This window comes from Clostridium sp. 16K-1-R1 (assembly GCF_023921145.1).
Taxonomy (GTDB): Bacteria; Bacillota; Clostridia; order Clostridiales; family Clostridiaceae; genus Sarcina; species Sarcina perfringens.
Window position 1 is genome coordinate 874768 of sequence record NZ_CP046515.1, and the last position, 24321, is coordinate 899088.

Annotated in this window: 25 protein-coding genes and 1 other annotated feature; of the genes, 22 read left to right on the forward strand and 3 right to left on the reverse strand. The window is 26.6% G+C overall.

The features are described from left to right. Window positions 1-45 precede the first annotated feature (45 nt). The 5 genes from aroC (at window position 46) to aroQ (ending at window position 4619) form a co-directional block, all read left to right on the forward strand. Entirely contained in the window at window positions 46-1119 is a 1074-nt protein-coding gene (aroC, locus tag GOM42_RS03775) for a chorismate synthase (RefSeq protein ID WP_078234317.1), read from the forward strand. A gap of 168 nt (window positions 1120-1287) precedes the next feature. Beyond that, window positions 1288-1581: a chorismate mutase gene (locus GOM42_RS03780; RefSeq protein WP_003476986.1), complete on the forward strand. Its 294-nt coding sequence runs from the start codon at window positions 1288-1290 to the stop codon at window positions 1579-1581. A gap of 821 nt (window positions 1582-2402) precedes the next feature. After that, on the forward strand, window positions 2403-3218 hold the full coding sequence (aroE, locus tag GOM42_RS03785) for a shikimate dehydrogenase (protein WP_078233409.1): 816 nt from the start codon (window positions 2403-2405) through the stop codon (window positions 3216-3218). Window positions 3219-3473: 255 nt separating this feature from the next. Further along, the gene (locus tag GOM42_RS03790) at window positions 3474-3989 is read left to right on the forward strand and encodes a shikimate kinase (RefSeq protein ID WP_078233410.1); all 516 of its coding nucleotides are present in this window, start codon (window positions 3474-3476) and stop codon (window positions 3987-3989) included. Window positions 3990-4184: 195 nt separating this feature from the next. Then, complete coding sequence (gene aroQ, locus GOM42_RS03795; protein ID WP_003457042.1) at window positions 4185-4619, forward strand: type II 3-dehydroquinate dehydratase; 435 nt, start codon at window positions 4185-4187, stop codon at window positions 4617-4619. Window positions 4620-4639: 20 nt separating this feature from the next. On the opposite strand, the gene GOM42_RS03800 is transcribed toward aroQ, so the two are convergent. Next, complete coding sequence (locus tag GOM42_RS03800) at window positions 4640-4981, reverse strand: helix-turn-helix domain-containing protein (RefSeq protein WP_003457038.1); 342 nt, start codon at window positions 4979-4981, stop codon at window positions 4640-4642. Window positions 4982-5236: 255 nt separating this feature from the next. Between GOM42_RS03800 and GOM42_RS03805 the strand changes: the two genes are divergently transcribed. The 12 genes from GOM42_RS03805 (at window position 5237) to GOM42_RS03860 (ending at window position 16882) form a co-directional block, all read left to right on the forward strand. After that, entirely contained in the window at window positions 5237-6343 is a 1107-nt protein-coding gene (locus GOM42_RS03805; protein ID WP_252597700.1) for an NADH:flavin oxidoreductase, read from the forward strand. A 736-nt stretch (window positions 6344-7079) separates the two neighbouring features. Then, window positions 7080-7595 (forward strand): hypothetical protein, encoded by a 516-nt coding sequence (locus GOM42_RS03810; RefSeq protein WP_011590315.1) that lies wholly within the window; start codon window positions 7080-7082, stop codon window positions 7593-7595. Between the two features lie 126 nt (window positions 7596-7721). Continuing rightward, window positions 7722-8054: a PadR family transcriptional regulator gene (locus GOM42_RS03815; RefSeq protein ID WP_011590316.1), complete on the forward strand. Its 333-nt coding sequence runs from the start codon at window positions 7722-7724 to the stop codon at window positions 8052-8054. A gap of 1 nt (window position 8055) precedes the next feature. After that, a complete protein-coding gene (locus GOM42_RS03820; protein ID WP_252597701.1) occupies window positions 8056-8913 on the forward strand; it encodes a permease prefix domain 1-containing protein in 858 nt (285 codons plus the stop codon). Window positions 8914-9124: 211 nt separating this feature from the next. After that, on the forward strand, window positions 9125-9619 hold the full coding sequence (locus GOM42_RS03825; protein ID WP_011590318.1) for a hypothetical protein: 495 nt from the start codon (window positions 9125-9127) through the stop codon (window positions 9617-9619). A 167-nt stretch (window positions 9620-9786) separates the two neighbouring features. Further along, window positions 9787-9966 carry a hypothetical protein gene (locus GOM42_RS03830; RefSeq protein ID WP_011590319.1) on the forward strand — a complete coding sequence of 60 codons (180 nt, stop codon included), beginning with the start codon at window positions 9787-9789 and terminating at the stop codon, window positions 9964-9966. A gap of 125 nt (window positions 9967-10091) precedes the next feature. After that, window positions 10092-10982, forward strand: a complete 891-nt coding sequence (locus GOM42_RS03835; RefSeq protein ID WP_011590320.1) for an ABC transporter ATP-binding protein — start codon at window positions 10092-10094, stop codon at window positions 10980-10982. Window position 10983: 1 nt separating this feature from the next. Then, the gene (locus tag GOM42_RS03840; protein ID WP_011590321.1) at window positions 10984-12195 is read left to right on the forward strand and encodes an ABC transporter permease; all 1212 of its coding nucleotides are present in this window, start codon (window positions 10984-10986) and stop codon (window positions 12193-12195) included. A gap of 114 nt (window positions 12196-12309) precedes the next feature. Then, window positions 12310-13299 (forward strand): choloylglycine hydrolase, encoded by a 990-nt coding sequence (bsh, locus tag GOM42_RS03845; RefSeq protein WP_003461725.1) that lies wholly within the window; start codon window positions 12310-12312, stop codon window positions 13297-13299. A gap of 349 nt (window positions 13300-13648) precedes the next feature. Continuing rightward, window positions 13649-13990: a binding site (T-box leader), on the forward strand. 94 nt (window positions 13991-14084) lie between these two features. After that, a complete protein-coding gene (locus GOM42_RS03850) occupies window positions 14085-14567 on the forward strand; it encodes an Lrp/AsnC family transcriptional regulator (RefSeq protein ID WP_003453052.1) in 483 nt (160 codons plus the stop codon). Beyond that, complete coding sequence (locus GOM42_RS03855) at window positions 14564-15742, forward strand: aminotransferase class I/II-fold pyridoxal phosphate-dependent enzyme (RefSeq protein ID WP_003471875.1); 1179 nt, start codon at window positions 14564-14566, stop codon at window positions 15740-15742. The genes GOM42_RS03850 and GOM42_RS03855 overlap by 4 nt, the downstream gene beginning before the upstream one ends. A gap of 114 nt (window positions 15743-15856) precedes the next feature. Next, the gene (locus GOM42_RS03860; protein WP_078233413.1) at window positions 15857-16882 is read left to right on the forward strand and encodes a phospholipase C; all 1026 of its coding nucleotides are present in this window, start codon (window positions 15857-15859) and stop codon (window positions 16880-16882) included. A 56-nt stretch (window positions 16883-16938) separates the two neighbouring features. Here GOM42_RS03860 and GOM42_RS03865 read toward each other — a convergent pair whose 3' ends face one another. Together GOM42_RS03865 and GOM42_RS03870 are read right to left on the reverse strand one after the other, a co-directional pair. Next, on the reverse strand, window positions 16939-17412 hold the full coding sequence (locus GOM42_RS03865) for a hypothetical protein (RefSeq protein ID WP_223932429.1): 474 nt from the start codon (window positions 17410-17412) through the stop codon (window positions 16939-16941). 49 nt (window positions 17413-17461) lie between these two features. Then, window positions 17462-18604 carry a glycosyltransferase gene (locus GOM42_RS03870; RefSeq protein WP_057257990.1) on the reverse strand — a complete coding sequence of 381 codons (1143 nt, stop codon included), beginning with the start codon at window positions 18602-18604 and terminating at the stop codon, window positions 17462-17464. A gap of 490 nt (window positions 18605-19094) precedes the next feature. Here GOM42_RS03870 and GOM42_RS03875 point away from each other — a divergent pair, with 490 nt between their 5' ends. The 5 genes from GOM42_RS03875 to GOM42_RS03895 all read left to right on the forward strand — a co-directional run bounded on the left by GOM42_RS03875 (window position 19095) and on the right by GOM42_RS03895 (window position 24308). Then, entirely contained in the window at window positions 19095-19598 is a 504-nt protein-coding gene (locus GOM42_RS03875) for a GNAT family N-acetyltransferase (protein ID WP_078233414.1), read from the forward strand. A gap of 221 nt (window positions 19599-19819) precedes the next feature. Next, window positions 19820-20338, forward strand: a complete 519-nt coding sequence (locus GOM42_RS03880) for a sigma-70 family RNA polymerase sigma factor (protein WP_003452919.1) — start codon at window positions 19820-19822, stop codon at window positions 20336-20338. Between the two features lie 75 nt (window positions 20339-20413). Further along, a complete protein-coding gene (locus tag GOM42_RS03885; protein WP_011590326.1) occupies window positions 20414-21826 on the forward strand; it encodes a DUF4179 domain-containing protein in 1413 nt (470 codons plus the stop codon). Between the two features lie 220 nt (window positions 21827-22046). Continuing rightward, complete coding sequence (locus tag GOM42_RS03890) at window positions 22047-23249, forward strand: DHHA1 domain-containing protein (RefSeq protein WP_004458224.1); 1203 nt, start codon at window positions 22047-22049, stop codon at window positions 23247-23249. Between the two features lie 54 nt (window positions 23250-23303). Beyond that, window positions 23304-24308, forward strand: coding sequence for a glycosyltransferase family 2 protein (locus tag GOM42_RS03895; protein WP_252597702.1), 1005 nt, complete (start codon window positions 23304-23306; stop codon window positions 24306-24308). The last annotated feature ends 13 nt before the right edge of the window (window positions 24309-24321 follow it).

Sequence of the window (24321 nt, forward strand, 5' to 3'; positions counted from 1 at the left end):
GAAAGGAGGAAGCTTTTAGAGATAATATGCTTTAAAAGCAAAGAAATGGGCGGAGTTTGGGGTAATAAAATAAAATTATCCATATTTGGAGAGTCCCACGGAGAAGGAATAGGAATAGTAATAGATGGAATAGAACCTGGAATAAAAATAAATATGGATAACATAGAAAAAGATATGGAAAGAAGAGCACCAGGAAGAAATAGTTTATCAACTCAAAGAAAAGAAGGGGATAAACCAGAAATTTTAAGTGGAATATTTAATGGAATCACCACAGGGGCTCCTATTTCAATGATAATAAGAAATACAGATAAAAGATCTAGGGATTATTCAAAAATAAAAGATGTAATGAGACCAGGCCATGCAGATTTCCCAGGATACATAAGATATAATGGCTTTAATGATTATAGAGGGGGAGGACATTTCTCAGGAAGAATAACAGCTCCATTAGTTTTTGCTGGAGCCTTAGCTAAGGAAATACTTAAGGAAAAAGGTATAACTATTGGTTCTCATATTAAGCAAGTTGGAAAAGTTAAGGATTCTTCCTTTGATGCATTAAATTTAAAGAAAGAAGATTTAGAAGAACTTTTAACTAAAGAACTTCCAGTAATAGATACAAATAAAATAGAAGAAATTAAGGAAGAGATTACTTCATATAGAATGGAAGGAGATTCTATTGGCGGAATTGTTGAGTGCGCCATAGTAGGACTAGAGGCTGGTATAGGAAATCCATTCTTTGATTCTTTAGAAAGTACCATAGCTCATTTAGCTTTTTCAGTACCAGCTGTAAAGGGAATTGAATTTGGAGCAGGTTTTGACTTTGCAAATATGAAAGGATCAGAAGCAAATGACGAATATTTCATAGAAGATGAAAAAGTTAAGACATACTCTAATAATAATGGAGGAATAACTGGTGGAATATCAAATGGAATGCCAGTTATATTCAGAGTTGTTATAAAACCTACACCATCTATTTCTAAAGAACAAAGAACTATAAATATAAAAAATATGACAGAGGAAGTTCTAAGTGTAAATGGGAGACACGATCCTTGTATAGTTCAAAGAGCCTTAGTTGTTATAGAAGCCATTGCAGCTATTTCTATATTAGAGTTAATAAAATAAAAAGTTTAAAGTATAGTAGACTTTTATGAGAAGGGGATATTAATTAAAGTTAATCTTTGTCTACTATATTTTAAAATATTTCAAAGTGATTCACTTTATAAAAGTTCTAGATTAAATTAGTATTTACTTAAAAAAGATTAAAGAAGTTAAAAGAAAAGAGGTGAAATTTTGAGTGACAAGTTAGCTCAATGTAGGAAAGAAATCGATAGAATAGATGGGGAATTTATGAAACTTTTTGAAGAAAGAATGAATGTTGTTTTGGATGTTGCAAGATACAAAAAAGAAAATAATATGGAAATTTTTCATAAAGATAGAGAAAATCAAGTTATAGAGAAAAATCTAAGTCGAGTAAAAAATAAAGAACTTTTACCTTATGCAGAGGAGATGCTTCATGCATTAATGGATATAAGCAAAGAATATCAACAATATAAAATAGGGATGAGAGAAAATTTCATTAAGTAAAATGAAATAAAATTGTATTTTAAGTGGGAAAAAGGATTATTTAGAGAAGAGGACTTAATTAAATAATAGAGCATAATTTAATTAGAATTAGAGAGAAAAGATATTTTAGAGGGGTTAAGAGATTCAATAGGCGATTATAGGATTTTAGTATGTTATAAAAAAGCGTAATTTTAAAATGTTAATAATAATGGGTGTCAAATTAACAGGACATCCATTTATTTTAATAAAGCATAAACTTTTTTTGAAATACCCTATAGAAAATGGATAAGAGAGTAGAATAATGATTGTCAACAAATAATTACTATAGAAAAAGAGGGTATCAAATTTGGAAATTAAAGCTTTGATTAAATTTTTAAAATTGGTAATGGTAATAACTCTTATATATACGTTAATTACTACTAATTTTGCCATAAGGGCATTTTTAATTGTTGTAGAAGTGATTTTTATTATTATATTTTATAAGGTAAAAAATATATAAATAATTTGCTTAGTAAATATTCTATGATTAAAAAGCTAGAGCTTTTTATAAAATACTATTTAAAATGTAAAAGACACCTAGTAGGGTAACTAAGTGTCTTACATGAACTTGTGTATTTGGTTTTGGATATTTAAACAAAAACTTAAAATTATCATTAATCTTTCAACAGGGGATGTAAAAAGATTATTATAAGTTTTGTATGGTAATTTAATCATAGAATTATGAATTAATTATGGAGTTTTATTATTAAAGTTTAAATCTTAATTATTGTATAGTGTAAGAGTTTTATCTTTATTCAATGTTTTTGTTAGAATTAAATTGTAAAGATTAAGGAGGTGGAGTTTTGAAGTTATTTGGATTAATAGGTGAGAAGTTAGGACATAGTTTATCTCCAGAGATACATAATAAAGTTTTTAAAGATAATAATATAGATGGATTATATAATCTTTTTTCTGTAAAAAAAGATTTTGAAAATAATATTGTAGAAAGTCTAAAATGCTTAGGAGTAAAGGGAGCCAATGTTACAATACCATATAAAGAGAAGGTTATGGATCAGCTAGATATTATTTCACATGAGGCCAAAGCTATAGGAGCAGTAAATACTATTTTAATAAAAGATGGAAAATCCTATGGTTATAACACTGATTATTATGGATTTGGTAAGATGCTAGAAAGAGCAAAGGTTAATATTGAAGGAAATAGCTTTTTTGTTTTAGGAGCAGGAGGGGCTGCTAGAAGTATTTTAAAATATTTAGAGGACAGCAAAGCTAAAAAAATAGTTTTGGTTTCTAGGGACAAAGATAAAGCTTTTAAAAAATTTGAAGATTTCAATATTAATTTTATGAGTTATGGTGATCTTGAAGAAATTAATGAAGAGTTTGCTTTAATCAATACAACTCCCTGTGGAATGTATCCTAATATAAATTCAGTAGCTGTTTCAGAAAAGGTAATTAAAAAGTTTAAGGTTGCTGTGGATATAGTCTATAATCCTTTGGAAACTAAGTTTTTAAAAATGGCTAAGGATAATGGTCTTAAAACAGTGGATGGATTATTTATGTTAGTTGGACAAGGGGTTAAAGCTGAAGAGATTTGGAATGGAATAAAAGTAGATAAGTCTACAGAAGAAGATATATATGAAGAATTGAAATGTAGATTTTAAAGTTAATTTTGTAATAAGAAAATGTTAATTCGAATACTAAATTTAGCCAAATATGATATAAAATAAGTATAGATTACATTTTTAAATTGTACTTAATTTTATAATTAATAGAATTAAGAGTTTCTTTTTAAAACAGTAATTATTTCTAGGTATTATTATAAATAATTACTGTTTTAAAATAGGAATAAAAACTAAAATGAATTTTAAAAGTTGTAATAATATTATTGGGTAAAATACAAAAAAGGGGATTAGGATATGAAAAAAAGAGGAGTACTTTTAATTGGAATGCCTGGAGCAGGAAAAACAACCATAGGAAGAGAGCTTTCAACGGTATTAAAGATGAATTTTTTAGACATGGATGAATTCATAGAAAGAAGTACAGGAAAAGAAATAAAAGAACTTTTTGCTCAGGGAGAAGAGGTTTTTAGAGATTTAGAAAGTAAAAGTTGTGAACTTTTATCAACCTTAAAAAATGTGGTTATATCTTCTGGTGGTGGAATAGTTACAAGAGAAGAAAATATGGGGAATTTTAAGGAGTTTATAACTGTTTTTATAAACAGGCCTTTAGATTTAATTATGGAAGATATAGACACAGAAGGAAGACCTCTTTTGTGGGATGGTAAAGAAAGACTTACTAATTTATATAGAGATAGAATTGATTTATATAAAAAGCATAGTGATATAGAAATTATAAATGATGGTACTACTAAAGAGGCTATTAGAGAAATAGTTAAAGCTATTTCTGATTTTGGTTTACAAGAGAAAGAATAGTTTTTTTATAGATAAGAATTTTTTCAGTGATTTAAGATTATAAATTGTAATCTTTCAAGAAGTTATTATTAAATAAACTTGTGAAATTTTCTATGAAAAAGTTTGTTTTTAATAGTATTATTCTATTAAAAATCCTAAATGGAAAGTAGGTGGATTTTAACCAAAGAAAAAATTAATAATTTGGTTAGAGATATTATGAAAATAATGGTTATAAATGGACCTAATTTAAATCTTTTGGGGATTAGAGAAAAAGAAATCTATGGTGCTAAAGATTTTAATCAGGTCATTGATTATATAAAAGAAGAAGGAAAAGAATTAGGGTTAGAGGTAAATTGCTTCCATAGCAATATAGAGGGAGAAATAATTAATTTTATTCATAATGCATACTTTGAAAAGTATGATGGGATAATTATAAATCCTGGAGCATACACACATTATAGCATAGCTATTTATGATGCTTTAAAAGGAGTTGAAATACCAACTGTTGAGGTGCATTTAAGCAATATTCACAAAAGAGAAGAGTTTAGACATAAATCAGTTACAGCCCCAGCTTGTATTGGGCAGATAAGTGGATTTGGTGAATATGGGTATATTATGGCAATGAATGCATTAAAAAATAAGATTAAATAAAAAGAAACTCCTTCAAAGTTTTACTTTGAAGGAGTTTCTAAGTTTCCAAAGTATTTTCTAGACCAATCTTCCAAACATTCTAAGACGGGTGCAAGCTCTTTTCCTTTTTCACTTAGATAATATTCAACTCTTGGAGGATTCTCATCGTAAACTATCTTTTTAACAAGTTCATCTTCCTCTAATTCCTTAAGTTTTTCAGTTAATACTTTATGACTTATTCCACATGTAATTCTCTGAAGTTCAAGAAACCTTTTTTTCCCTTTATTTAAGTGACACAAAATAACTGCCTTCCATTTTCCGCGTATAAGTTCCATTGCTAAATCTAATAGGCAAACATAGTTTTTATCTTTATATTTCAACAAAGTTTATCATCTCCAAAATTTGTTTCTATTTTAAAATCCATGATAACATTATATATTAATGATTTTTATAACTCAAATAATTATAAGAGGTCACTTACTAAAAAGTGCGTACTTACATAAATAATATTAATTTTATATACTATGTTCATATAATGAGAAAAAATTTATAAGCTTATAAACTATTATTCCAATAAAAGAAAAACTGAGTTTATTAATATAAAAAATAAAATTTAGTATTATTTTTAGGAGGAAAATATGAAAACATTATTTGATAAAACTAACTTAGGAACAATTAACATGAAAAATAGATTTTTAAGAGGAGCATTATGGACAGCTTTAGCTGATGAGAAAGGTCATATGACAAATGAATTATCAGACGTATATGAAGAATTGGCTAGAGGTGGAGTAGGGACAATAGTAACAGGATATGCTTTTGTAACCGAGAATGAACAGCCAAATCCAAGAATGATGGGAATATATGATGATTCTTTTATACCAGAATATAAGGAATTTACAGATAAAATTCATAGACTTGGATCTAATATAATAATGCAAATAGTATACGGTGGATTTATGACTGAATTTAATGTAGGAGAAAGAGTTATATGGGGACCTTCTACTACTAAAAATGAAGTTACAGGAACTTTATCAAGAGAAATGACTAAGGAAGATATAAAGTATTTAGTTAATGCATATGCAGAAGCAGCTTTAAGAGTTAAAAAATCAGGATTTGATGGAGTTGAGATACATGGAGGACATGGATATTTAGTAAGTCAATTCTTATCTCCTTATTATAATAAAAGAACAGATGAGTATGGAGGAAGTATAGAAAATAGGAGAAGATTTGTTTTTGAAATATTTAAAGCAATAAGAGAAAAAGTTGGAGAAAAATTCCCAATATTAATAAAATTAAATTCTTCAGACTATGTAAAAGAAGGTGGATTAACTATAGAGGATAGTCTATATGTAGCTGAAAGATTAGCTGAATTAGGAATTGATGCTATTGAGGTTACTGGAGGAAATGAATCCATAGAAGAAGTTATGAAAAATAACTTAGGACCATCAAGAACTAAAGTTGCTATTTCAAAGGATAGAGAATCTTATTTTAAAGAATATGCTATAAAGCTAGCTGAAAGAATAAACAAACCTGTAATTTTATCAGGTGGTAATAGACACTTTGATGTTATGGAAGAGTTATTAAATGATACAAATATAGAATATTTTTCACTTTCAAGACCTTTAACAGCAGAGCCAGACTTAATAAATAAATGGTATTCAGGAGATTTAAAGAAACCTAAGTGTAAGTCATGTAATCAATGCTATAAAACTTATGGAAAGAGATTTATTTTCAATATTAAATAAATTAATTAAAAAATAAAGAAGTATTACTTATTAAAAGGTACAATCCTTATTATAGGATGTACCTTTTTTTAGGTAAAAAAGTTTAGTTAGAATATGAATTTTGAGGTTAATTATAGTACTAAAAACTTAGTTATAGCTAGATTTAGAATAAGTTTACAGTAAGTTAAAATAATTAGGAGGAATATTTAAGGTGAAAGAGGTATCATTATATTATAAAGTTGTGGATTTTAATATAGCTTATATGAGAAAATTTAGGTTTTGCATGCTGTTAGGTATAAAATAACTAATTAGGTTTTACAAGTATTTATATACTCTAAGTAACTATATAAAATCCATAAATTTTATAAACTTTTATTTAAATAGCATTTTAAATAATAATATTATTATTACTTAGTTTTATGTATTAGCAAGATATATATAAGGATAACAATAGTTGGACTTTGATTGGAGGTTCATATGCTAAGGCGTCTTATTTAAATCTGAGGAATAGAAAATAGTGAGAAATATTGACTTACTTGTTATTTGTATTTATTTAAGAAGATATTATAAAATTTATAGGTATTTATAAAATGAATTTAAAAAGGGTTTAGTTAATAGTTAAAATTTAGCTGTGTATATAGTAAAGTTTGTAGGGGATAGATATAGGAAGTTGGTTAAAATAGCAAATGAGAATAGAGAAGTTAGAATAGTTTAAAGTTGAATATAAATTTTATTATAAGGATAAAAGGGGATTTTTATGAAGGAGAGAATTGAGAATTTACAGAGAATAATAAAAAATATTTTGTCATCTACAGATGATCAAATTCAGGGTGATTTAAGAGATTCCTTAAGATTAAGAATGTCTGTATCAGAAAATTTACATGGGGAAGTAAGATATTTAAAATGTTTAAGAGCTTTAGTAGAAGAAAAATTTCAAGAATTTTTTAAGAAAAAAAACTTTCCAAAAGATTATAATGATTTTGTAGGAATATGGTCAAGCTTATCAGAAGAAGCGAAGTCTTTATGTAATGATCCAAAATATGATTATGATGAAGAAAAATATAAATATGAATTTATATATTTTGAGGTTTATTGTAATGTTTATTTAAGATATTCTTTAGGACTACTTTTTAATGGTAATAATAAAGATACAATTGATGACTTAAGCCAATATAATAGTTTAGAAATAATTCAAATGTATAGATATTATCTTCATCAAATAACTCTTAAAAAGTTAGAGAAAAGTTTAAAGTCAGATAAAGTTAATAGTTAATATAAAAAGAAGTTGTATTCTTATTTGGAATACAGCTTTTTTTTATTATGTTTTTGTAAATTATACCATAGAGTATTCTATACTATAGAGTACTTTATGGTATAATTATACTTGGGAGGGATAATATTGGAACTTAATAAAGAGATTATAAAAGGACATGTGGAAAGTATAATATTATCACTTTTACAAGGAAAAGATTTATATGGGTATGAGATTTCAAAATTAATTAGAGAAAACAGTAAAGAAGCCTTTGAGGTCAAGGATGGAACCTTATATGTTGTTTTAAAAAGGTTAGAAAAATTAGGACTTGTAATATCATACTGGGGTGATTGTAAAAGTGGTGGTGGAAGAAGGAAATATTTTAAAATTACAGAGGATGGAGTTAATTATCTAAAAGAAAAAAAGAGTGAATGGGAATTTCTAAAGAGTATTATGAATATTTTTTTGGGGGGAGAATAAAATGAGAGAGATAGATAATTATATTGACTCTTTATATAAGAATATTGATGGAATTTCAAAAGAAAATAAAGAGATAAAGGAAACTATGAGAACTCATTTAATAGAATCTGTAGAAGAATTAAAATTAGAAGGATTTAATGAAAAAGAGAGTATTAAGATTGCTTTAGAACGATTTGGAGAAATAAATGAAATTAGAGGAGAACTAAAAACTGTAGTGGAAAGAGGGGTAAAACCACTACTATATACAGTGGGAATTTCATTAATAATACTTATAGCCTTTTTTACTCATTTAATATTTATGAGATTTGATTATATAAAATTGATAGCTTTAATAATTATTGCTGTTCCAATGTATATAATAATTAGAGGTGGAGTTTTAATATATTATAAAGTAAAGGGTATAAAATATAATATAGATTGGAAAAAGGAATTATATAAATTTTTATTTGCTAATTATTTTATATTTCTAGTTGGGTGGTATATATTCCCTATAGAAGTTGGAGGAAGCTCAAATGTTAATCTTCAAGTAGACTTAATTCCTTTTAAAAGTTATATTGAATTAATGAATAGGGGAATAACTATAGGATATCTTATGAAATGGATAATTATTAGATTGATTTTATTTATACCTTTAGGATTTTATCCAGCATTTCTAAAAGGAAAATTTAATAATATAGCTGGTTGTGTACTAATAGCTTCTATAGTTTATTTTATAGTTCCTATATTAGAATTAATATTAAGTTTTGGATTAATTTCTGTACCAATAATTTATATTGGAATAGATTATTGGGTGATAAGTATAATTGGAGTTTTACTTGGTTATTTTTTATATAATTCAATAGCTAAAAAACATATTTAAATTTTTAATAGAGCGTATTTAAATAAAAAGTAAGACTAAATATGTATTAGTAATTTTAGATATAAATTAAAATAGATTAGAGAAAATTAAAAAGTTGAAAATAAAAGTATAAGTTAATACTTTATTCTTGATTTGAATAAAGTATTAACTTTTTTTATTTGGTATTTATGGGTTTTATTAGGATGCTAAAATAGAAAAAAGGAGGTTAAAAATGGTTAAAATTAATAAAAAAGTAATTTGGATATTTGTGATTATTGGAATTATATTTGTGGGAATTAGTTCTACTGATTTAGTTGAAGAAAATGAAACTATAAGTTTTCCTTATGAGTTTGAGGTTGATAATTACAACATTGAAATTGAGTATTCTAAGCTTTATGATAATTATTTGTTGACTAAATATAAGATAAGGAGAAAAGATGGGTCTTATATAGGGGAAAATGAAGCAAATTTATCTACATTCATAATTAAATATGATAGTGCGTTTAGTTTTGGACCACATATTATTTCATCAAAAGTAATTGATAATAAAATTAAAGAAGAAATAAGTATAGATTTTGTTGCTGCAATAGAAAAGCCCTTAGAAAAAGTGAAAATTAGACATGCCTTAGCTGGAAAGTATATTGATGGAACTAAGGAGATTAAAAAAGAAGGAGTTGTTAATTTAAGTAATGAAAATTATATACGTTTAAAAAAAAAATTAAAATAGATGATATAAATTTAACTGTTAGTAATTTAGGAAATTTTGAATTTGGATCTATTTTAAATTTATTTACTGAAAACTTAGAAGATGAAGAGATAGAAAATTTTCATGAAAATTATAGTGTTAAATTAAAATCAAATGATTTTAATAAAACATATGAAATAAGAAAGATTATGGGGCTTGATGGGAAGGCTGTAGAAGCTGTTATTGAATGGAATAAAATAAATAAGGATACTAAGCTTGTAGAATTTTTTGTAGTTGACTTATTATATGATGTAGATTCAATTGATTTTAATAATTTTGAGCTTTTTGTTGTTAATAAAAATACCAATGAAGAAACAAAAATTTATTAAGTAGTTAAAAAGTAATACTTTAGTCCTATATTATTTAATATGTTTAAAAATAGTGTGAAAAATGGTAATATTTTATGTAACAGTAAATTTTAACATGTTTATCAAAATGAAAAGGGGGATTTTTAGTGAGAGTTGAGGCTCAAAATATAAGCAAAACCTTTGGAGAGGTACAAGCTTTAAAAGATTTAAGCTTTGTCATTGAAAAAGGAAAGGCTTTAGGGTTATTAGGAAGAAATGGAGCAGGAAAAACCACTGCAATAAGAATATTACTTGGAATATTACCAAGTGATACGGGAAAGGTTTTAGTGGATAATAAGAAGCTAAGCTTTGATGAAAATGCTTTTGGATATTTACCAGAGGAGAGAGGATTATATCTTAAATACACAGTTAAGAGTCAACTTATGCATTTTGCTTCTCTTTATGGAATGAAGAAAAAAGAGGCATTAAATAGCATAGAGTATTGGCTTGAAAAGTTTGAAATAAGTGAGTATCTAAATAAAAAGGTTGAAACTCTATCAAAAGGTAATAAACAAAAAATACAGTTAATAGTTGCAGTAATGCATGATCCAGAAGTTATAATTTTAGATGAGCCATTTAGTGGACTAGACCCTGTAAATGTGGAATTATTTAAAACTGTAATAAGAGAACTATTAGCTAAAGGCAAAACATTAATTTTTAGTAGTCACAGAATGGCTGATGTGGAAGAATTTTGTGATGATATAATAATGCTTAAAAAAGGAGAAACCATGCTTCAAGGAAATCTTGATAAGATTAAAGAAGATTATGGAATTAAAGGTCTTGTAGTTGAAGGAGAAGAAAAAGTACAAGATTTCTTAAAAGAATTAGGTTTTGAAGCTTTAGAATTTAAAAAGGGAAGTTATAGAGTAAATCTTAAAGATTTAGAAAAAGGAAAAGAACTTTTAAGAAAAATCACTAACACAGATTTAGATATAAGGGGATTTTATTTTGAAAGACCATCCTTAAATGATATTTTCATAGAAAGGTTAGGTGATTAGTATGAAAAAGTTTTGGAGTATTTTTACTTTTACCTATAAAGAGACTATTAGAAATAAAGCTCTTATAATATCAACAATAATTACTTTAATTGTAATGCTAGGATTCTTTAATATGGATAAAATAGTAGGGCTCTTTAATAGGGAAGGCTCTAAAGATTTAATAATGGTAAGCACAGAAGCTAATAATAAATTTTTTGACTCTAATACTTTAGAAAGTTTAAATGATGATGATTTTAAAGTTGTTTTAAGCAAAGATTCAGAAGAAACTAATAAGGTTAAAAAGGAAATAGAAAATGGAAAGTCAGATTATAAAGCTTTGCTTGAAGTTTCAACAGGTAAAGAGGTGTCAGGAAAATTATATGTTAATGAACTACCTGGAGATTCTTTAATGAAGAAAGTAAATACAATTTTAAATGACACTAAATTTGTATTTTCAATGGAGAAGTTTAATATAACACCAGAAGAGTATGCTAATATAATGACTCCAGCTCAGCTTGATGTGGTTCAAACAGGAAATGCTTCACATGAAAGAATGGCTTTAGTTTATGCTCTTGTTTTTGGAATTTATATAATAACTCTTACTTTTGGTTCTATGGTTGCTAATTCAGTTATAGAAGAAAAGAGTAATAGAATAATGGAAACCTTAATAACTATGGCTAAACCAATGGAACTTTTCTTTGGTAAGGTATTAGGAATTTGTGCTGTAGGGCTTACACAGATAGCAGTAATCCTAGGCTCTGGCTTAATAATGCTTAAAACTTCAGGTACAAGTTTAGAAGTTTTAAGTTCATTAAATTTAAATGCTAGTATAATATTTGCGTTTGTTGCCTATTTCCTTTTAGGATATTTAACATTCTCAATGCTTTATGCAGCAGTGGCTTCCTTAGCTACAAGTTCTCAAGATGTCAATTCATCAATGGGAGCAATTACCTTAGTCTTTGTTGGAGTCTTCTTACTTGCAATGAACTGTATGTTTAATATTGAATCAACCTTAGCTAAAGTATTTAGTTATATACCATTTGCTTCTCCTTTAATAATGTTTGAGAGAATAGTTTTATCAAAAGTTACTTTTATGGAAATTTTAATAACTACTATTATTAATGTTGGATTCATAATTTTAGTTGGATTCTTTAGTAGTAAATTATATAAAAAAGGAACTTTACATTATGGTAAAAAGGCTTCATTAATAAAAATTATAAGAGGTAAAGAATAAAATTTTTAATAAAAAACATAAATTCTTGGAAATATAATAATTGAGTATAATGTAAATTTGAAAATAAATATAGTATTATTTACTTATATAAAATCTAATGAGGAGTGAGTTTTTATGTGTACAGGATTAGCCTTAGAAACAAAAGATGGATTGCATTTATTTGGAAGAAATATGGATATTGAATATTCATTTAATCAATCTATTATATTTATTCCTAGAAACTTTAAATGTGTAAACAAATCAAACAAAAAAGAATTAACAACAAAATATGCTGTTCTTGGAATGGGAACTATTTTTGATGATTATCCTACCTTTGCAGATGGTATGAATGAAAAGGGATTAGGATGTGCTGGCTTAAATTTCCCTGTTTATGTTAGCTATTCTAAAGAAGATATAGAAGGTAAAACTAATATTCCAGTATATAATTTCTTATTATGGGTTTTAGCTAATTTTAGCTCGGTAGAAGAGGTAAAGGAAGCATTAAAAAATGCTAATATAGTGGATATACCTATTAGCGAAAATATTCCTAATACAACTCTTCATTGGATGATAAGCGATATAACAGGAAAGTCTATTGTAGTTGAACAAACAAAGGAAAAATTAAATGTCTTTGATAATAATATTGGAGTATTAACTAATTCACCTACTTTTGATTGGCATGTAGCAAATTTAAATCAATATGTAGGTTTGAGATATAATCAAGTTCCAGAATTTAAGTTAGGAGATCAATCTTTAACTGCTCTAGGTCAAGGAACTGGTTTAGTAGGATTACCAGGGGACTTTACACCTGCATCTAGATTTATAAGAGTAGCATTTTTAAGAGATGCAATGATAAAAAATGATAAAGATTCAATAGACTTAATTGAATTTTTCCATATATTAAATAATGTTGCTATGGTAAGAGGATCAACTAGAACTGTAGAAGAAAAAAGTGATCTTACTCAATATACAAGTTGCATGTGCTTAGAAAAAGGAATTTATTATTATAATACCTATGAAAATAATCAAATTAATGCAATAGACATGAATAAAGAAAACTTAGATGGAAATGAAATTAAAACATATAAATACAACAAAACTTTAAGTATTAATCATGTAAATTAGTTTGTTGCATGGGCGTGTATCAAAACATAATAATAAAGCTTATAAACAGTATGAAGAGAATATCTAGATGAACTTTAGAATTTAAATTATTACGTAGAAGATATCACGTAAAAAAGCTGAGACTGTTCGAAGCGTAGCAAGTTTCGAAGCTTTAGTGATATCTTCGAAGTAATAATTATAAATTCTTAGTGAAATCTAGTAATTCTCGGAATATGTTTGTAAGCTTTATTAAAAGTTATTTTGATACAGCCCTATTTTTATATAAAAAAACAAATTTGCATTAATTTTTATAAAAAAATATTGAATTTATTAAAATTTGTGTATATAATTATAAAAAACGAAAAAATCATGAAAAACAGTGAAGAGAAAGAGTAAATTAGGTGGACTTTTCAGAGAGCTAAAGTTTGGTGAGATTTAGTAAGAAAGCTTAATTGAAGCAGTCTCGGAGTTTCTTGTTGAGAACTAAAGGTTAAATAGAGTATTTTAGTAAGTATGTTTTAAAATTAAGATGTACATAACTTTTAATTAGATTAAGACGATTTCCTCCCGTTAAAGAGGATAGAAATTGAGTAATAAGTAAGGAATAAATTTATTAAATTTCAGCCATACTATTAAAGATTTCTAACTGAGGTGAGTAAAAGTAATTTTACTTATTAGGGTGGTACCGCGAAGTAGTTCCTTCGTCCCTTTTTAGGGATGAAGGAACTTTTTTATTATTAATATGCTTAAACACAATCAAACAATTTAAATAGAAAATAAGCAATAACAAAGGGGGCCAATGTGTCATGGAAGAAATTTTAGAAGTTTTAGAAAAAAACAGTAGGTATACAGATCAAGAAATTGCAGTTATGACAGGGAAAACAGTGGAAGAGGTTAGAGAGGCCATAAGAGATTATGAAGAAAGAAGCATAATCGCTGGTTACACTACTCTTATAAATTGGGAAAATACAGGAAGAGAGACAGTTACAGCCTTGATAGAAGTACAAATAACTCCTCAAAGAGGTGTTGGTTTTGATAAGGTTGCAGAGAGAATATATAAGTTTCCACAGGTTAAAGCTTGTTATTTAATGTCTTCAGGTGGATTTGACTTAACTGTTATTGTAGAAGGAAAAACAATGAAAGAAGTAGCAATGTTTGTTTCAGATAAACTTTCAATTCAAGAATATGTAACAGGAACAGCAACTCACTTTGTACTTAAAAAATACAAAGATCATGGAACAATATTTAGAGAAAAGAAAACAGATGATAGGGAGATGTTATTTATATGATACTAGAGAATATGATATTAGATAATGTGAAAAATATGCCACCTTCAGGCATTAGAAAATATTTTGATTTAATAAATGAAATGGAGGATGTTATTTCTTTAGGGGTTGGGGAGCCTGATTTTGTAACTCCATGGAATGTTAGAGAGGCTGGGATTTATTCTCTAGAGCAAGGACATACTCACTATTCATCAAATGCAGGATTTATAGAATTAAGAGAAGAGATATCAAAGTATTTAAATAGAAGATTTTCTCTTAGATATAATCCAAAGGATGAAATACTTGTTACTGTTGGGGGAAGTGAAGGGATAGATTTAGCACTTAGAGCTTTAGTAGGTCCTGGAGATGAGGTTATAATACCTGAGCCAAGCTTTGTTGCTTATAAGGGATGTACAGCATTTACAGGAGCAACTGCCAAGACAATAGATTTAAGAGCTTGTGATGATTTTAAATTAACTCCAGAACTTTTAGAAGAGGCCATAACTGAGAAAACAAAGGTGGTAATAATTCCATTCCCTAATAATCCTACTGGAGCAATAATGAATAGAGAAGAGCTTCAAAAGATTGTGGATGTTTTAAAGGATAGGGATGTAATAATTATTTCTGATGAAATATATGCAGAATTATCCTATGATGAGGACCATGTTTCAATAGCTAGTTTCCCGGAGGTAAAGGAAAAAACTATAGTAATAAATGGATTCTCTAAAGCTTATGCTATGACTGGATGGAGATTAGGATATGTATGTGCTCATAAAGTTTTAATAGATGCTATGAAAAAGATACATCAGTATGCAATAATGTGTTCACCAACAACGGCTCAGTATGCTGCTATTGAGGCTCTTAAAAATGGTGATGAGAGCGTTTTTGAAATGGCAAGGGAATATAATAGAAGAAGAAGAGTATTAGTTGATGGATTTAGAAGTATGGGATTAGATTGTTTTGAACCATTAGGAGCTTTATATGTATTCCCATGTATAAAGTCAACTGGTATGAGTTCAGATGAATTTTGTGAAAAACTTCTTCTTGAAGAGAAGGTACTAGCTGTTCCAGGAAATGCTTTTGGAGAGTGTGGAGAAGGTTTTATAAGAGCTTGTTACGCAGCTTCAATGGAAGACATAATGGAGGCTATAAAGAGAATAAGAAGATTTGTTGAAAGAAATAATATGCAAGGGAAATAGATAAATCTTTTTAATAGGTAGTAGAGGCTTAAATTTAGCTTTTACTGCCTTTTTTAACGTTAAATATTTTCTATGTCTGGTGCTATAATTGTATTTAGGTGGGAGGCGACGGTCATGGATAACATGAAAAAGATATTAAAGAAAATGCCAAAGGTTATGAAAAAATCTTTTAAAAAATCTAATACCCATGATGTATTATTAGAACAAGCAAATAGAATGGTGATTAATGATAATAATTTGTATTTAAATAATAAGTGGTTTTCTAAATCTCTTAAATGGTGTATGGATATACTTGAACTTAATTACAATGTCAGTAAAAGCTTAGGATGGATTAGGCCCTCATATTCTAGAAAACCAGATATAATGCTTAGGTCAGTAGTAACCTTATTTTCTTTTCATTTTTATCATGGTGAAGATAAGGATAATTACTTTGGAAGAATTGGAAAAGGTAAAACAGCAATGTGTAAATTTATTTTTTTCGGACGAAAAGCCTTAAAGTATAGAGATAAAGGTAAGAGAAGAAAATGCATGAAGTATTTAAGTTATTCTTGTCACTATTTAGCTGATATGAGTGAACCACATCATGTTACTCATCACATTGCTAGCCCAAATGAAAAAATAATGAATGTATTAAAAAGATTTGATATAAATAAAATAGGAAAAGGAAATTTTTCTAATCATCGTAGGTTTGAAAACTTAGCACAAGCTTGGATAAAGGGAGATGAAGATATAACTCTTTTATTAGATAAAAATAAGGATAAAGATGAAAATATTCTTTTAAAAGGAGTACCTACTAAAGGTGAAATCTTTTCTTATATTCTAAAGGATGAAGGCATTAATGTTTTCAATGAAGATGATAAGAAAAAGGTTTTAGATATATATTATAAAAATAGTAATCTTGATTTTGTTGATTATTGTAGATATTTAGGTAATGAAAGTTCAGAATATGCAAAAGAATTAATTCATGATGCCTTTAAGGATGATACTAGAGAACAAGCTTTAGCAGCTATTAAGGCACTTAATATGGCAGAGATTCAGTTAGCTAGATTTTTATATTATTTCTGCAATTATAATCTTAAGGAAGAAAGATTTGTTGAGCCTAAATTAAAATTATATAATTTAAGTTTAGGAGTAAGTTAATAAGAAAGACTATCTAAACACATTAATATTTGTAGTGTGTTTAGATAGTCTTTTGTTTATAAATTTATACACAGAACCTTACCGTGAAGAGCATTTAAAAGCTTTTTCTTCTTTAGATAATCTAGCTTAAAATATAATGTATTTGCTCCCTTTATGTATATTGTTATAGTAAATTTATTTTTAACCTTTTCAATTTCTATTTTTTGTATATCTTTAAAGTTGTAACAGTTATATCCATAGATTATAGTATCTTCAGTTATATAAAAACATGATAATTTATAGGATATAAAAATTAAAACAAATAAATAAATAATTGATATTATTAAATTTAGCATGTTTTTATGATGTAAATAAGACATACAACCAAATAAAAGTATTAGCAATGACAATATAAACATAATTATAGAAATAAGGCTCATTATTTTTATAGTTACGGTCTTTTTGCCTTTTCTAGCTTTTTTTGTTCCATGAAGTAAAACTATATTTATTAAAATATATATTCCTAAAATAATAAATGCCAATAGAATCACCTGTATTCTTAGATTTTATTTATAAGTTTACAATAATTTTTTCAAGGAGTCAAAGACTATTATTGTCACTGTTGTATTGAATTTCATGGTATTTTGTTATTAAAAATTTACATATATCTTCTGCGGCATTTATATTAGAATTAAGTTTTTGAGATGATACGATTTTCTCATAGAAATTTTTATCAGAAATAAGTTTTTCGCAAATTTTTAAAGTTTCATGAAGTGAGTTAGACTTAACACCTAAGTTATGCTTCATAAAAAAGTTACAATTTGCGCTTTCAACTCCTGGAATAGGATTAATCATTACTATTGGAAGTGACTTATTCATAGCCTCTGTAGAGGTTAAGCCACCTGGTTTAGTTACTAATATATCTGCAGAATCCATAAGTTCATTCATCTCATGAGTAAATTGAAGTGCATGAATTCTAGGATTTAACTTTTCTATTTCAGATATTTCTTTAAATAATTCTTTGTTGTTTCCACATATAGTAGTTATATTACATTCCTTAAGATGCTTACTTATATAAAGTGTAGTATCTTTAACTGAGCCAGCTCCCATACTTCCACCCATTATTAAAATATGAGGTTTATTTTTTTCAAGACCTAAGCTAACTTTAGCTTTTTCCTTAGGAGTCTTTACTTTAAATTTAGAATCAATAGGTAAGCCAAAAGCTATTAGTTTTGAAGAGTCTAAGCCCTTATCTTCAAATTCTTTTATTAAATCTTTATGTGGTAAGAAATAATAATCTAAATCAGTTTCTTCCCAAAATGGTGCACAAGTATAATCAGTTACTATTGATGCTGTTAAAGCTTTTATTTTGTTTTTCTGCTTTAAATAACTAATACTTTGAGTAGCAAATATATGAGTTGAGATTATTATATCAGGTTGTTCCTCCTCTAAGACTGTTAATATATTGTCGGCATAAAAAGAATTTAATTTATAAATTATAGATTTTTTATTATGATCACTAATTTTTTCGCCGGCATTATAAAGAGCACCAAAAAGTTCAGGAACAGATTTAACTATATAAGTATAAGCAGAACATATTTCTTTAGATACAAGATGACCTGCAAATTCTAGAGAGTCTAAAGTTACTACAGGTATATTCAGTGAATTTAGACTTTCCTCTAATGATTTACAAGCAGATAAATGTCCACCACCAGTTTTTGCATAAAAAATTATAACCTTCATAATGAACCCTCCTTTTTAAGTATCTTTTGATAAATTTTAACAGAAAAATCTCCTTAGGAGATTAAGAAAATATTAAAAATGTAAATAAATTTTGAATAAATAATAAAGCAATTCAGTTAAATTTAAAGCTTAAATATTATAAAGATTTTTATGGTTATAGCTTTAAATAAATAAATTATTATCTTTGATAAGATGTGTTAATGAATTTGGCATGAATACTCAATTTGTAGCATGAAACTATTAGTTTCATAATGTTTACAATAAAGAGAAAAGGTGTATAATAAATTTTATCATAAGAGAGAAGTTCGTAAATTTATCTAAAAGTAATAAATTTACATTAAATTGGGTATTAATAGAGAGTTTTCTTAACTTTAAAAACAGTTTGAAATTAAAATAAATCTAAAAGACGTATAATTTTAAAATAAGTTAAAAAACTCAATTAATATATTTTAGGGTAATTATTAATTTAGGAAGTCAGGTGAATTGTTTAATGGAGGATTTAAAAATACGAAGATTTGAAGAAAATGAAGGGGGAGAAGTTTCTAAACTTATTGAAAAAAATTTTTTAGATACAAATATAAAAGGTTATTCAAAAGAAGATATGAGAAATTTAGCTTCTAACTATACTGAAAATAAAATTTTGAATATGGCTAAAAACTCACATATGTATGTAGCAGTTTTAAATAATAAAATAGTTGGTTGTGGAGCTATAGCTAGTTTTTTAGGGGAAGAAGATGAAAGTATATTATTACCTATATTTGTTTTACCAGAATTTCAAGGTAAGGGAATAGGCAAAAAAATTATGGAGACCCTAGAAAGGGATGAATATTATATAAGAGCAAGAAGAGTTGAAGTTAAATCATCAACTATGGCCTGTGATTTTTATAAGAAAATGGGATTTAATCATAAATATAATCTTAAAGAACTAGATAAGAATGGAAACTATAAATTAGAAAAGTTTAGATATAGACTTCAGTACGATCAAAATTACTAGAATATATAAAATAATATAAAAAATAAAATATAAAGATAAAACTTATAATTCTTAGTAAATTTCATTAATTCTAAGAATATATATATAAGTTTTATCTTTTTTTTATTGAGTTAAGTTTCTTAAATTATAAAAAAATTATTTTTTTAGGGAGCATTTTTATTAATTAAACCATCTAATAAGTATAAAGCTTAGCTAAGTTATTAAAATTTAGGAGGAAAGTTGTGGAGTTATTATCATTTTTAGAACATAGAAAAACTTCAATGGTTTCTCAAGCAAAGAAAGGAGATAAGGATGCCTTTTTAAGTCTTATAGATGAGAATAGATTAAGTATCTATAGGGTTGCTAGGGGAATTTTAAATAACAAGGAAGACATAGAAGATGCACTTCAGAATACAATAATAAAATCTTATGAGAAGATAGGAACTTTAAAAAAGGATGAATTCTTTAAAACTTGGATAATAAGGATTTTAATAAATGAGTGTAATTTGATATTAAGAAGAAATAAAAAGACCATATTTTTAGATAAGTTAGAAAATGAAAAGTCCTATAGTGATGACTATGGGAATATTGAGTTAACATCTGTAGTTAATTCATTAAGCGAGGATTTAAGAATAACTACAGTATTATATTATTTTGAAGATATGTCTACTAAAGAGATATCAGAAATGTTAAATATAGCTGAAGGAACAGTAAGATCAAGACTGGCTAGGGCAAGGGAAAAGCTTAGAGATTTTATATAACATAATTATATTAAAAATAGCTATTTAATAGATTAAACTAAATTTTAATCAACTTATTTTATGGAGGGTTAATTAATGAAAAATAATGATGATTTATTTGATAAAGATATTAGAAATAGATTAAAAATGGAAAATATGAAAGTACCAGAGGAAATTAATAAAAAGATAGATGACACCATAAATAATTTAGGAAAGAGAAAAAGAAATTATAAAAAAGCTTCAGGTATATGTGCAGCTTGTATAGCAGGAACTATTATTTTTGGAGTAACAATGCCCACATATGCACAAAACATCCCTATTTTAGGGAAAATATTTGAGAGATTTGACAGCAGAATATATGAAAATTATGATAAATATGCTTCGGATTTAAATATTACTAAAGAAAGTAATGGGTATAGAGTTACAATAAATAAAATTGTTTATGATACCTTAGATTTAGAGGTTTTTTATACTATTCAATCAGATAAGCCTTTAGAAGATGGACTAGATTTATTAGATATTAAGTTAGGAATAAATAATAATTTTATAAGTTCTGGGTTTGGTGGTAGAGGAGAAAAGGTAGATGACTTTACCTATGTTGGTGTTAAAGATTACTCTATAGCTAATGAAGAGTTTGCCAAAGGAGAGCTTAAGAAAAATATATTAGGAGAAGATATAAAAATTCCTAATAATTTTGATTTAAACATAAACATAAGTAGTTTAGGAAATATTACAGAGGATGTTAAGATAGAGGGAGATTGGAATTTTAATATACCTATAAGTGATGAGTTAGTTAGAGAAAATATAAAAGAACAAAATCTTAACATAAATTTAGGAGATGAATTAAAGGGTGTAGAATTAAATAAATTAATACAAACACCTATAAATACAGTTCTGCAAGTTACAGAGACAAGGGATTTACATGATTATAGCACCTTAAGTTTTGTTATTTTTGATGATAAAGGAAGATACTTATATTCAAAAAGTGGTACTGGAATTGGAGATATTGAAAAAAATGAAAATTCTAAGCTATTTACAAGTTATAATTTTAAAGAGGTCTATGATGATAGTAAGAGTTTAACTATAATTCCATATATTCAAAGAGAGGATATGAATAAGAAAGGTGATTCTAATGAAGTTACTTTCCCTAAGGAATTTAAAGAAAAATTAAATTTAAATGGAGAAACAGAGATTAGATTAGATAATGGAGAAATTTATTCTAAAATTAAAAAAATAGAAAGTGTTGAAAAGGGAACAAGATTATATTATGAATCTAAGTATTCAATATATGGAGCACCTAGTTATATTATAAATAATGAAACTGGAGAGAAAATTGAACCTATAGGAAATAAAGAAGGGGGATATACAGATAATATTAAGTACGTAAGTGGAAATGAGTTCTATATAGATTTCAAAGAAGAATTAGTAGGAAATAATTATACCGTTGTATTTTCAGACAGAAGCAATTATGAGCCATATGGTGAGAGTATTAAAATAGATTTAAAATAATTTTATTAAATAGCCAGAGAGTTTTTTAAAATTCTCTGGCTTTTCATAATTTTATGAATTAATATAATCATTAATTTTTTAGTTTGGATGTTTGAATTTAGTAAATATTTATAAGTTTTAATTTAATAAATAAATGATATAATTTATTTTAGAGCTAATTTTTATAAAAGTTAAGTTTAAGCTCTTATTATTAAGAAGACAATTGAGGTGTTGATATAAAATGACAAAACTTTATTATGAAGATCAATATATAAAGGAGTTTAAAGGAGAAATAATTGAGGTTAAAGAAATTGATGGAAAATTCCATGTTCTTTTAGACCAAACTGCCTTTTTCCCAGGAGGGGGAGGACAGATGGGAGATTTAGGACTTATTGATGGAATTAAAGTCCTTGATGTTTATGAAGAAGAAGGAAAAGTATATCATGTTCTTGAAAAAGAACCTAAAAAATTGAAAAATCTACAATGTGAATTAGATTGGGAAAGAAGATTTGATGGAATGCAACAGCATTTAGGACAGCATTTACTTTCTGGATGTTTTTATGATTTATTTGGTGCAAATACTTGTGGTTTTCATTTAGGAAAAGAAATAAGTACAGTTGATATTGTAGGTTTTTTAGATGAAAAAACTATAAGAGAAGCTGAAAAAGAGGCAAATAGATTAATCTTTGAGAACTTAGAAGTAAAAAGTTATGCTCCAAGCAAAAAAGAATTAAAGAAAGTAAAAACTAGAAGAGCATTGCCTAAAACTGATGAAGAAATAAGAATTGTTGAAATTGTAGGATTAGATTTAAATGCTTGTTGTGGAGTTCATCCAAGAAATACTAGAGATCTTCAAGTTATAAAGATAAGAAGATGGGAAAAGCATAAAAATGCTACAAGAATAGAATATGTAGCTGGAAATAGAGCTGTATCTGACTTTTTCACTAAGGATGAAATTTTAGGAGAAATATGCAAGCTTTTAAAATCAGGAGAAGGTGATACTTTAAACGCTGTTAAGAATCTTTTAGAAAATAATAAAAATCTTGTAGATGAAAACAGAAAAGTTAAAGCTGAAATAGGCGATTATAAGATAAAAGAGATGTTAAATAAATCAGAAAGAATAGGAAGTATAACTTTAGTTAATGAAATTTTTGATGGTGAGGATACAAAACATATAGGAAAGTTAGCTAATAAAATAACTGAGGAATATGAAGCAATAGTTTTATTTGCAGTGAAAAATGGAGATAGAGTAAATTTAATTTTTAATAGTTCTAAAGATATGAAAAAAGTTAATATGAGTGATATATTAAAAGATACCATAACTTTAATTGATGGAAGAGGTGGCGGAAATCAGTTTGCAGCTCAAGGTGGAGGAAAAAATAATGGAAATACAGAAGTTGCAATTGATTATGCTACTAATAAAATAAGAAATATTTTACTTTAAATTTTAAAACTATTTATAAGCTTAATTTAAAAACTATAATGGAGTTGAAGTGAGATGGCATTAATGAGTGATAAGTTTTTAAGTATAGTAATTCCTGCATATAATTCAGAAAAGTATATTGAAAAAAATCTTATGTTTTTATCAAGACAAACATCAAATAATTTTGAAGTAATAGTTGTTGATGATGGTTCAACAGATAATACCTGTGAAGTAAGTGAAGCTTGTTTAGAAAACTTTAAAATAAATCATAGAGTGATTAGATGTGAAGAAAATAGGGGACAGAGTGTTGCTAGAAATATTGGGATTAATTATTCAAGAGGAAAATATATCTTATTTTTAGATTCAGATGATTTTGCAGAGAATAATTTAGTTCAGATTTTAGAAAGAAATATGTTTAATGAACCTGATATAGTATTTTTTGATTATAAGAGAATCAAAGAGGATGACAGTGTAAATGTGAATATAGCTCAAAACTTTGAGTTTGGAAAAATAAAATCAGGGGAAGAAGTCTTTAATGCTTATAAAGATAATAAAATAAGACTTTGGACTGGAAGTCTTGTCTACAATAAGGAGTTCTTAAATAAAAATAAACTTAGATTTTTAGAAGGAGCTCATGGAGCAGAGGATTTAAATTTTATATTTAAAGCACTTTTAAGTTCAAAGAAGGTTAGAGGAATAGAAGATAGTTTAGTATTTTATTGTCAAAGGGGAGATTCTTTAACTAATAATCCAGACATATATAAGAATATAACTGTAGTAGAATCAATGGAGGATATAGCTAAATTTATTGATGAAAATAAATTAGATAAAAAGCTTAAAGAAGCTATAGAAAAAGAATTTACTTGTGAGCATATTATGTATCAAATATTAGGATATTTAAATAGTGAAACAAAGAAAGATACTTTAAGTGTTCTTAAAAATAAAAATGTTAAAAAGTACTTAAAAAAAGCAACTATTAAAACAAATAGATATGGAAGAAGTATGTACACTTATATGAAGATGGCTGCATATTTTCCAAATTTATTTATAAAAACATATTTAAAAAATACAGGAAAATAGAGAAGTACATATT

What these genes read in the sequence shown, in the direction of transcription:
- GOM42_RS03870 (WP_057257990.1), bottom strand. Translation starts at nt 18,604, where the DNA reads ATGAAGGTTATAATTTTTTATGCAAAAACTGGTGGTGGACATTTATCT.
- GOM42_RS03805 (WP_252597700.1), top strand. Translation starts at nt 5,237, where the DNA reads ATGAAAACATTATTTGATAAAACTAACTTAGGAACAATTAACATGAAA.
- GOM42_RS03890 (WP_004458224.1), top strand. Translation starts at nt 22,047, where the DNA reads ATGACAAAACTTTATTATGAAGATCAATATATAAAGGAGTTTAAAGGA.
- GOM42_RS03860 (WP_078233413.1), top strand. Translation starts at nt 15,857, where the DNA reads ATGGATAACATGAAAAAGATATTAAAGAAAATGCCAAAGGTTATGAAA.
- GOM42_RS03810 (WP_011590315.1), top strand. Translation starts at nt 7,080, where the DNA reads ATGAAGGAGAGAATTGAGAATTTACAGAGAATAATAAAAAATATTTTG.
- bsh (WP_003461725.1), top strand. Translation starts at nt 12,310, where the DNA reads ATGTGTACAGGATTAGCCTTAGAAACAAAAGATGGATTGCATTTATTT.
- aroC (WP_078234317.1), top strand. Translation starts at nt 46, where the DNA reads ATGGGCGGAGTTTGGGGTAATAAAATAAAATTATCCATATTTGGAGAG.
- aroQ (WP_003457042.1), top strand. Translation starts at nt 4,185, where the DNA reads ATGAAAATAATGGTTATAAATGGACCTAATTTAAATCTTTTGGGGATT.
- GOM42_RS03855 (WP_003471875.1), top strand. Translation starts at nt 14,564, where the DNA reads ATGATACTAGAGAATATGATATTAGATAATGTGAAAAATATGCCACCT.
- GOM42_RS03825 (WP_011590318.1), top strand. Translation starts at nt 9,125, where the DNA reads ATGGTTAAAATTAATAAAAAAGTAATTTGGATATTTGTGATTATTGGA.
- GOM42_RS03820 (WP_252597701.1), top strand. Translation starts at nt 8,056, where the DNA reads ATGAGAGAGATAGATAATTATATTGACTCTTTATATAAGAATATTGAT.
- GOM42_RS03790 (WP_078233410.1), top strand. Translation starts at nt 3,474, where the DNA reads ATGAAAAAAAGAGGAGTACTTTTAATTGGAATGCCTGGAGCAGGAAAA.
- GOM42_RS03840 (WP_011590321.1), top strand. Translation starts at nt 10,984, where the DNA reads ATGAAAAAGTTTTGGAGTATTTTTACTTTTACCTATAAAGAGACTATT.
- GOM42_RS03885 (WP_011590326.1), top strand. Translation starts at nt 20,414, where the DNA reads ATGAAAAATAATGATGATTTATTTGATAAAGATATTAGAAATAGATTA.
- GOM42_RS03895 (WP_252597702.1), top strand. Translation starts at nt 23,304, where the DNA reads ATGGCATTAATGAGTGATAAGTTTTTAAGTATAGTAATTCCTGCATAT.
- GOM42_RS03850 (WP_003453052.1), top strand. Translation starts at nt 14,085, where the DNA reads ATGGAAGAAATTTTAGAAGTTTTAGAAAAAAACAGTAGGTATACAGAT.
- GOM42_RS03830 (WP_011590319.1), top strand. Translation starts at nt 9,787, where the DNA reads ATGGGGCTTGATGGGAAGGCTGTAGAAGCTGTTATTGAATGGAATAAA.
- GOM42_RS03875 (WP_078233414.1), top strand. Translation starts at nt 19,095, where the DNA reads ATGGAGGATTTAAAAATACGAAGATTTGAAGAAAATGAAGGGGGAGAA.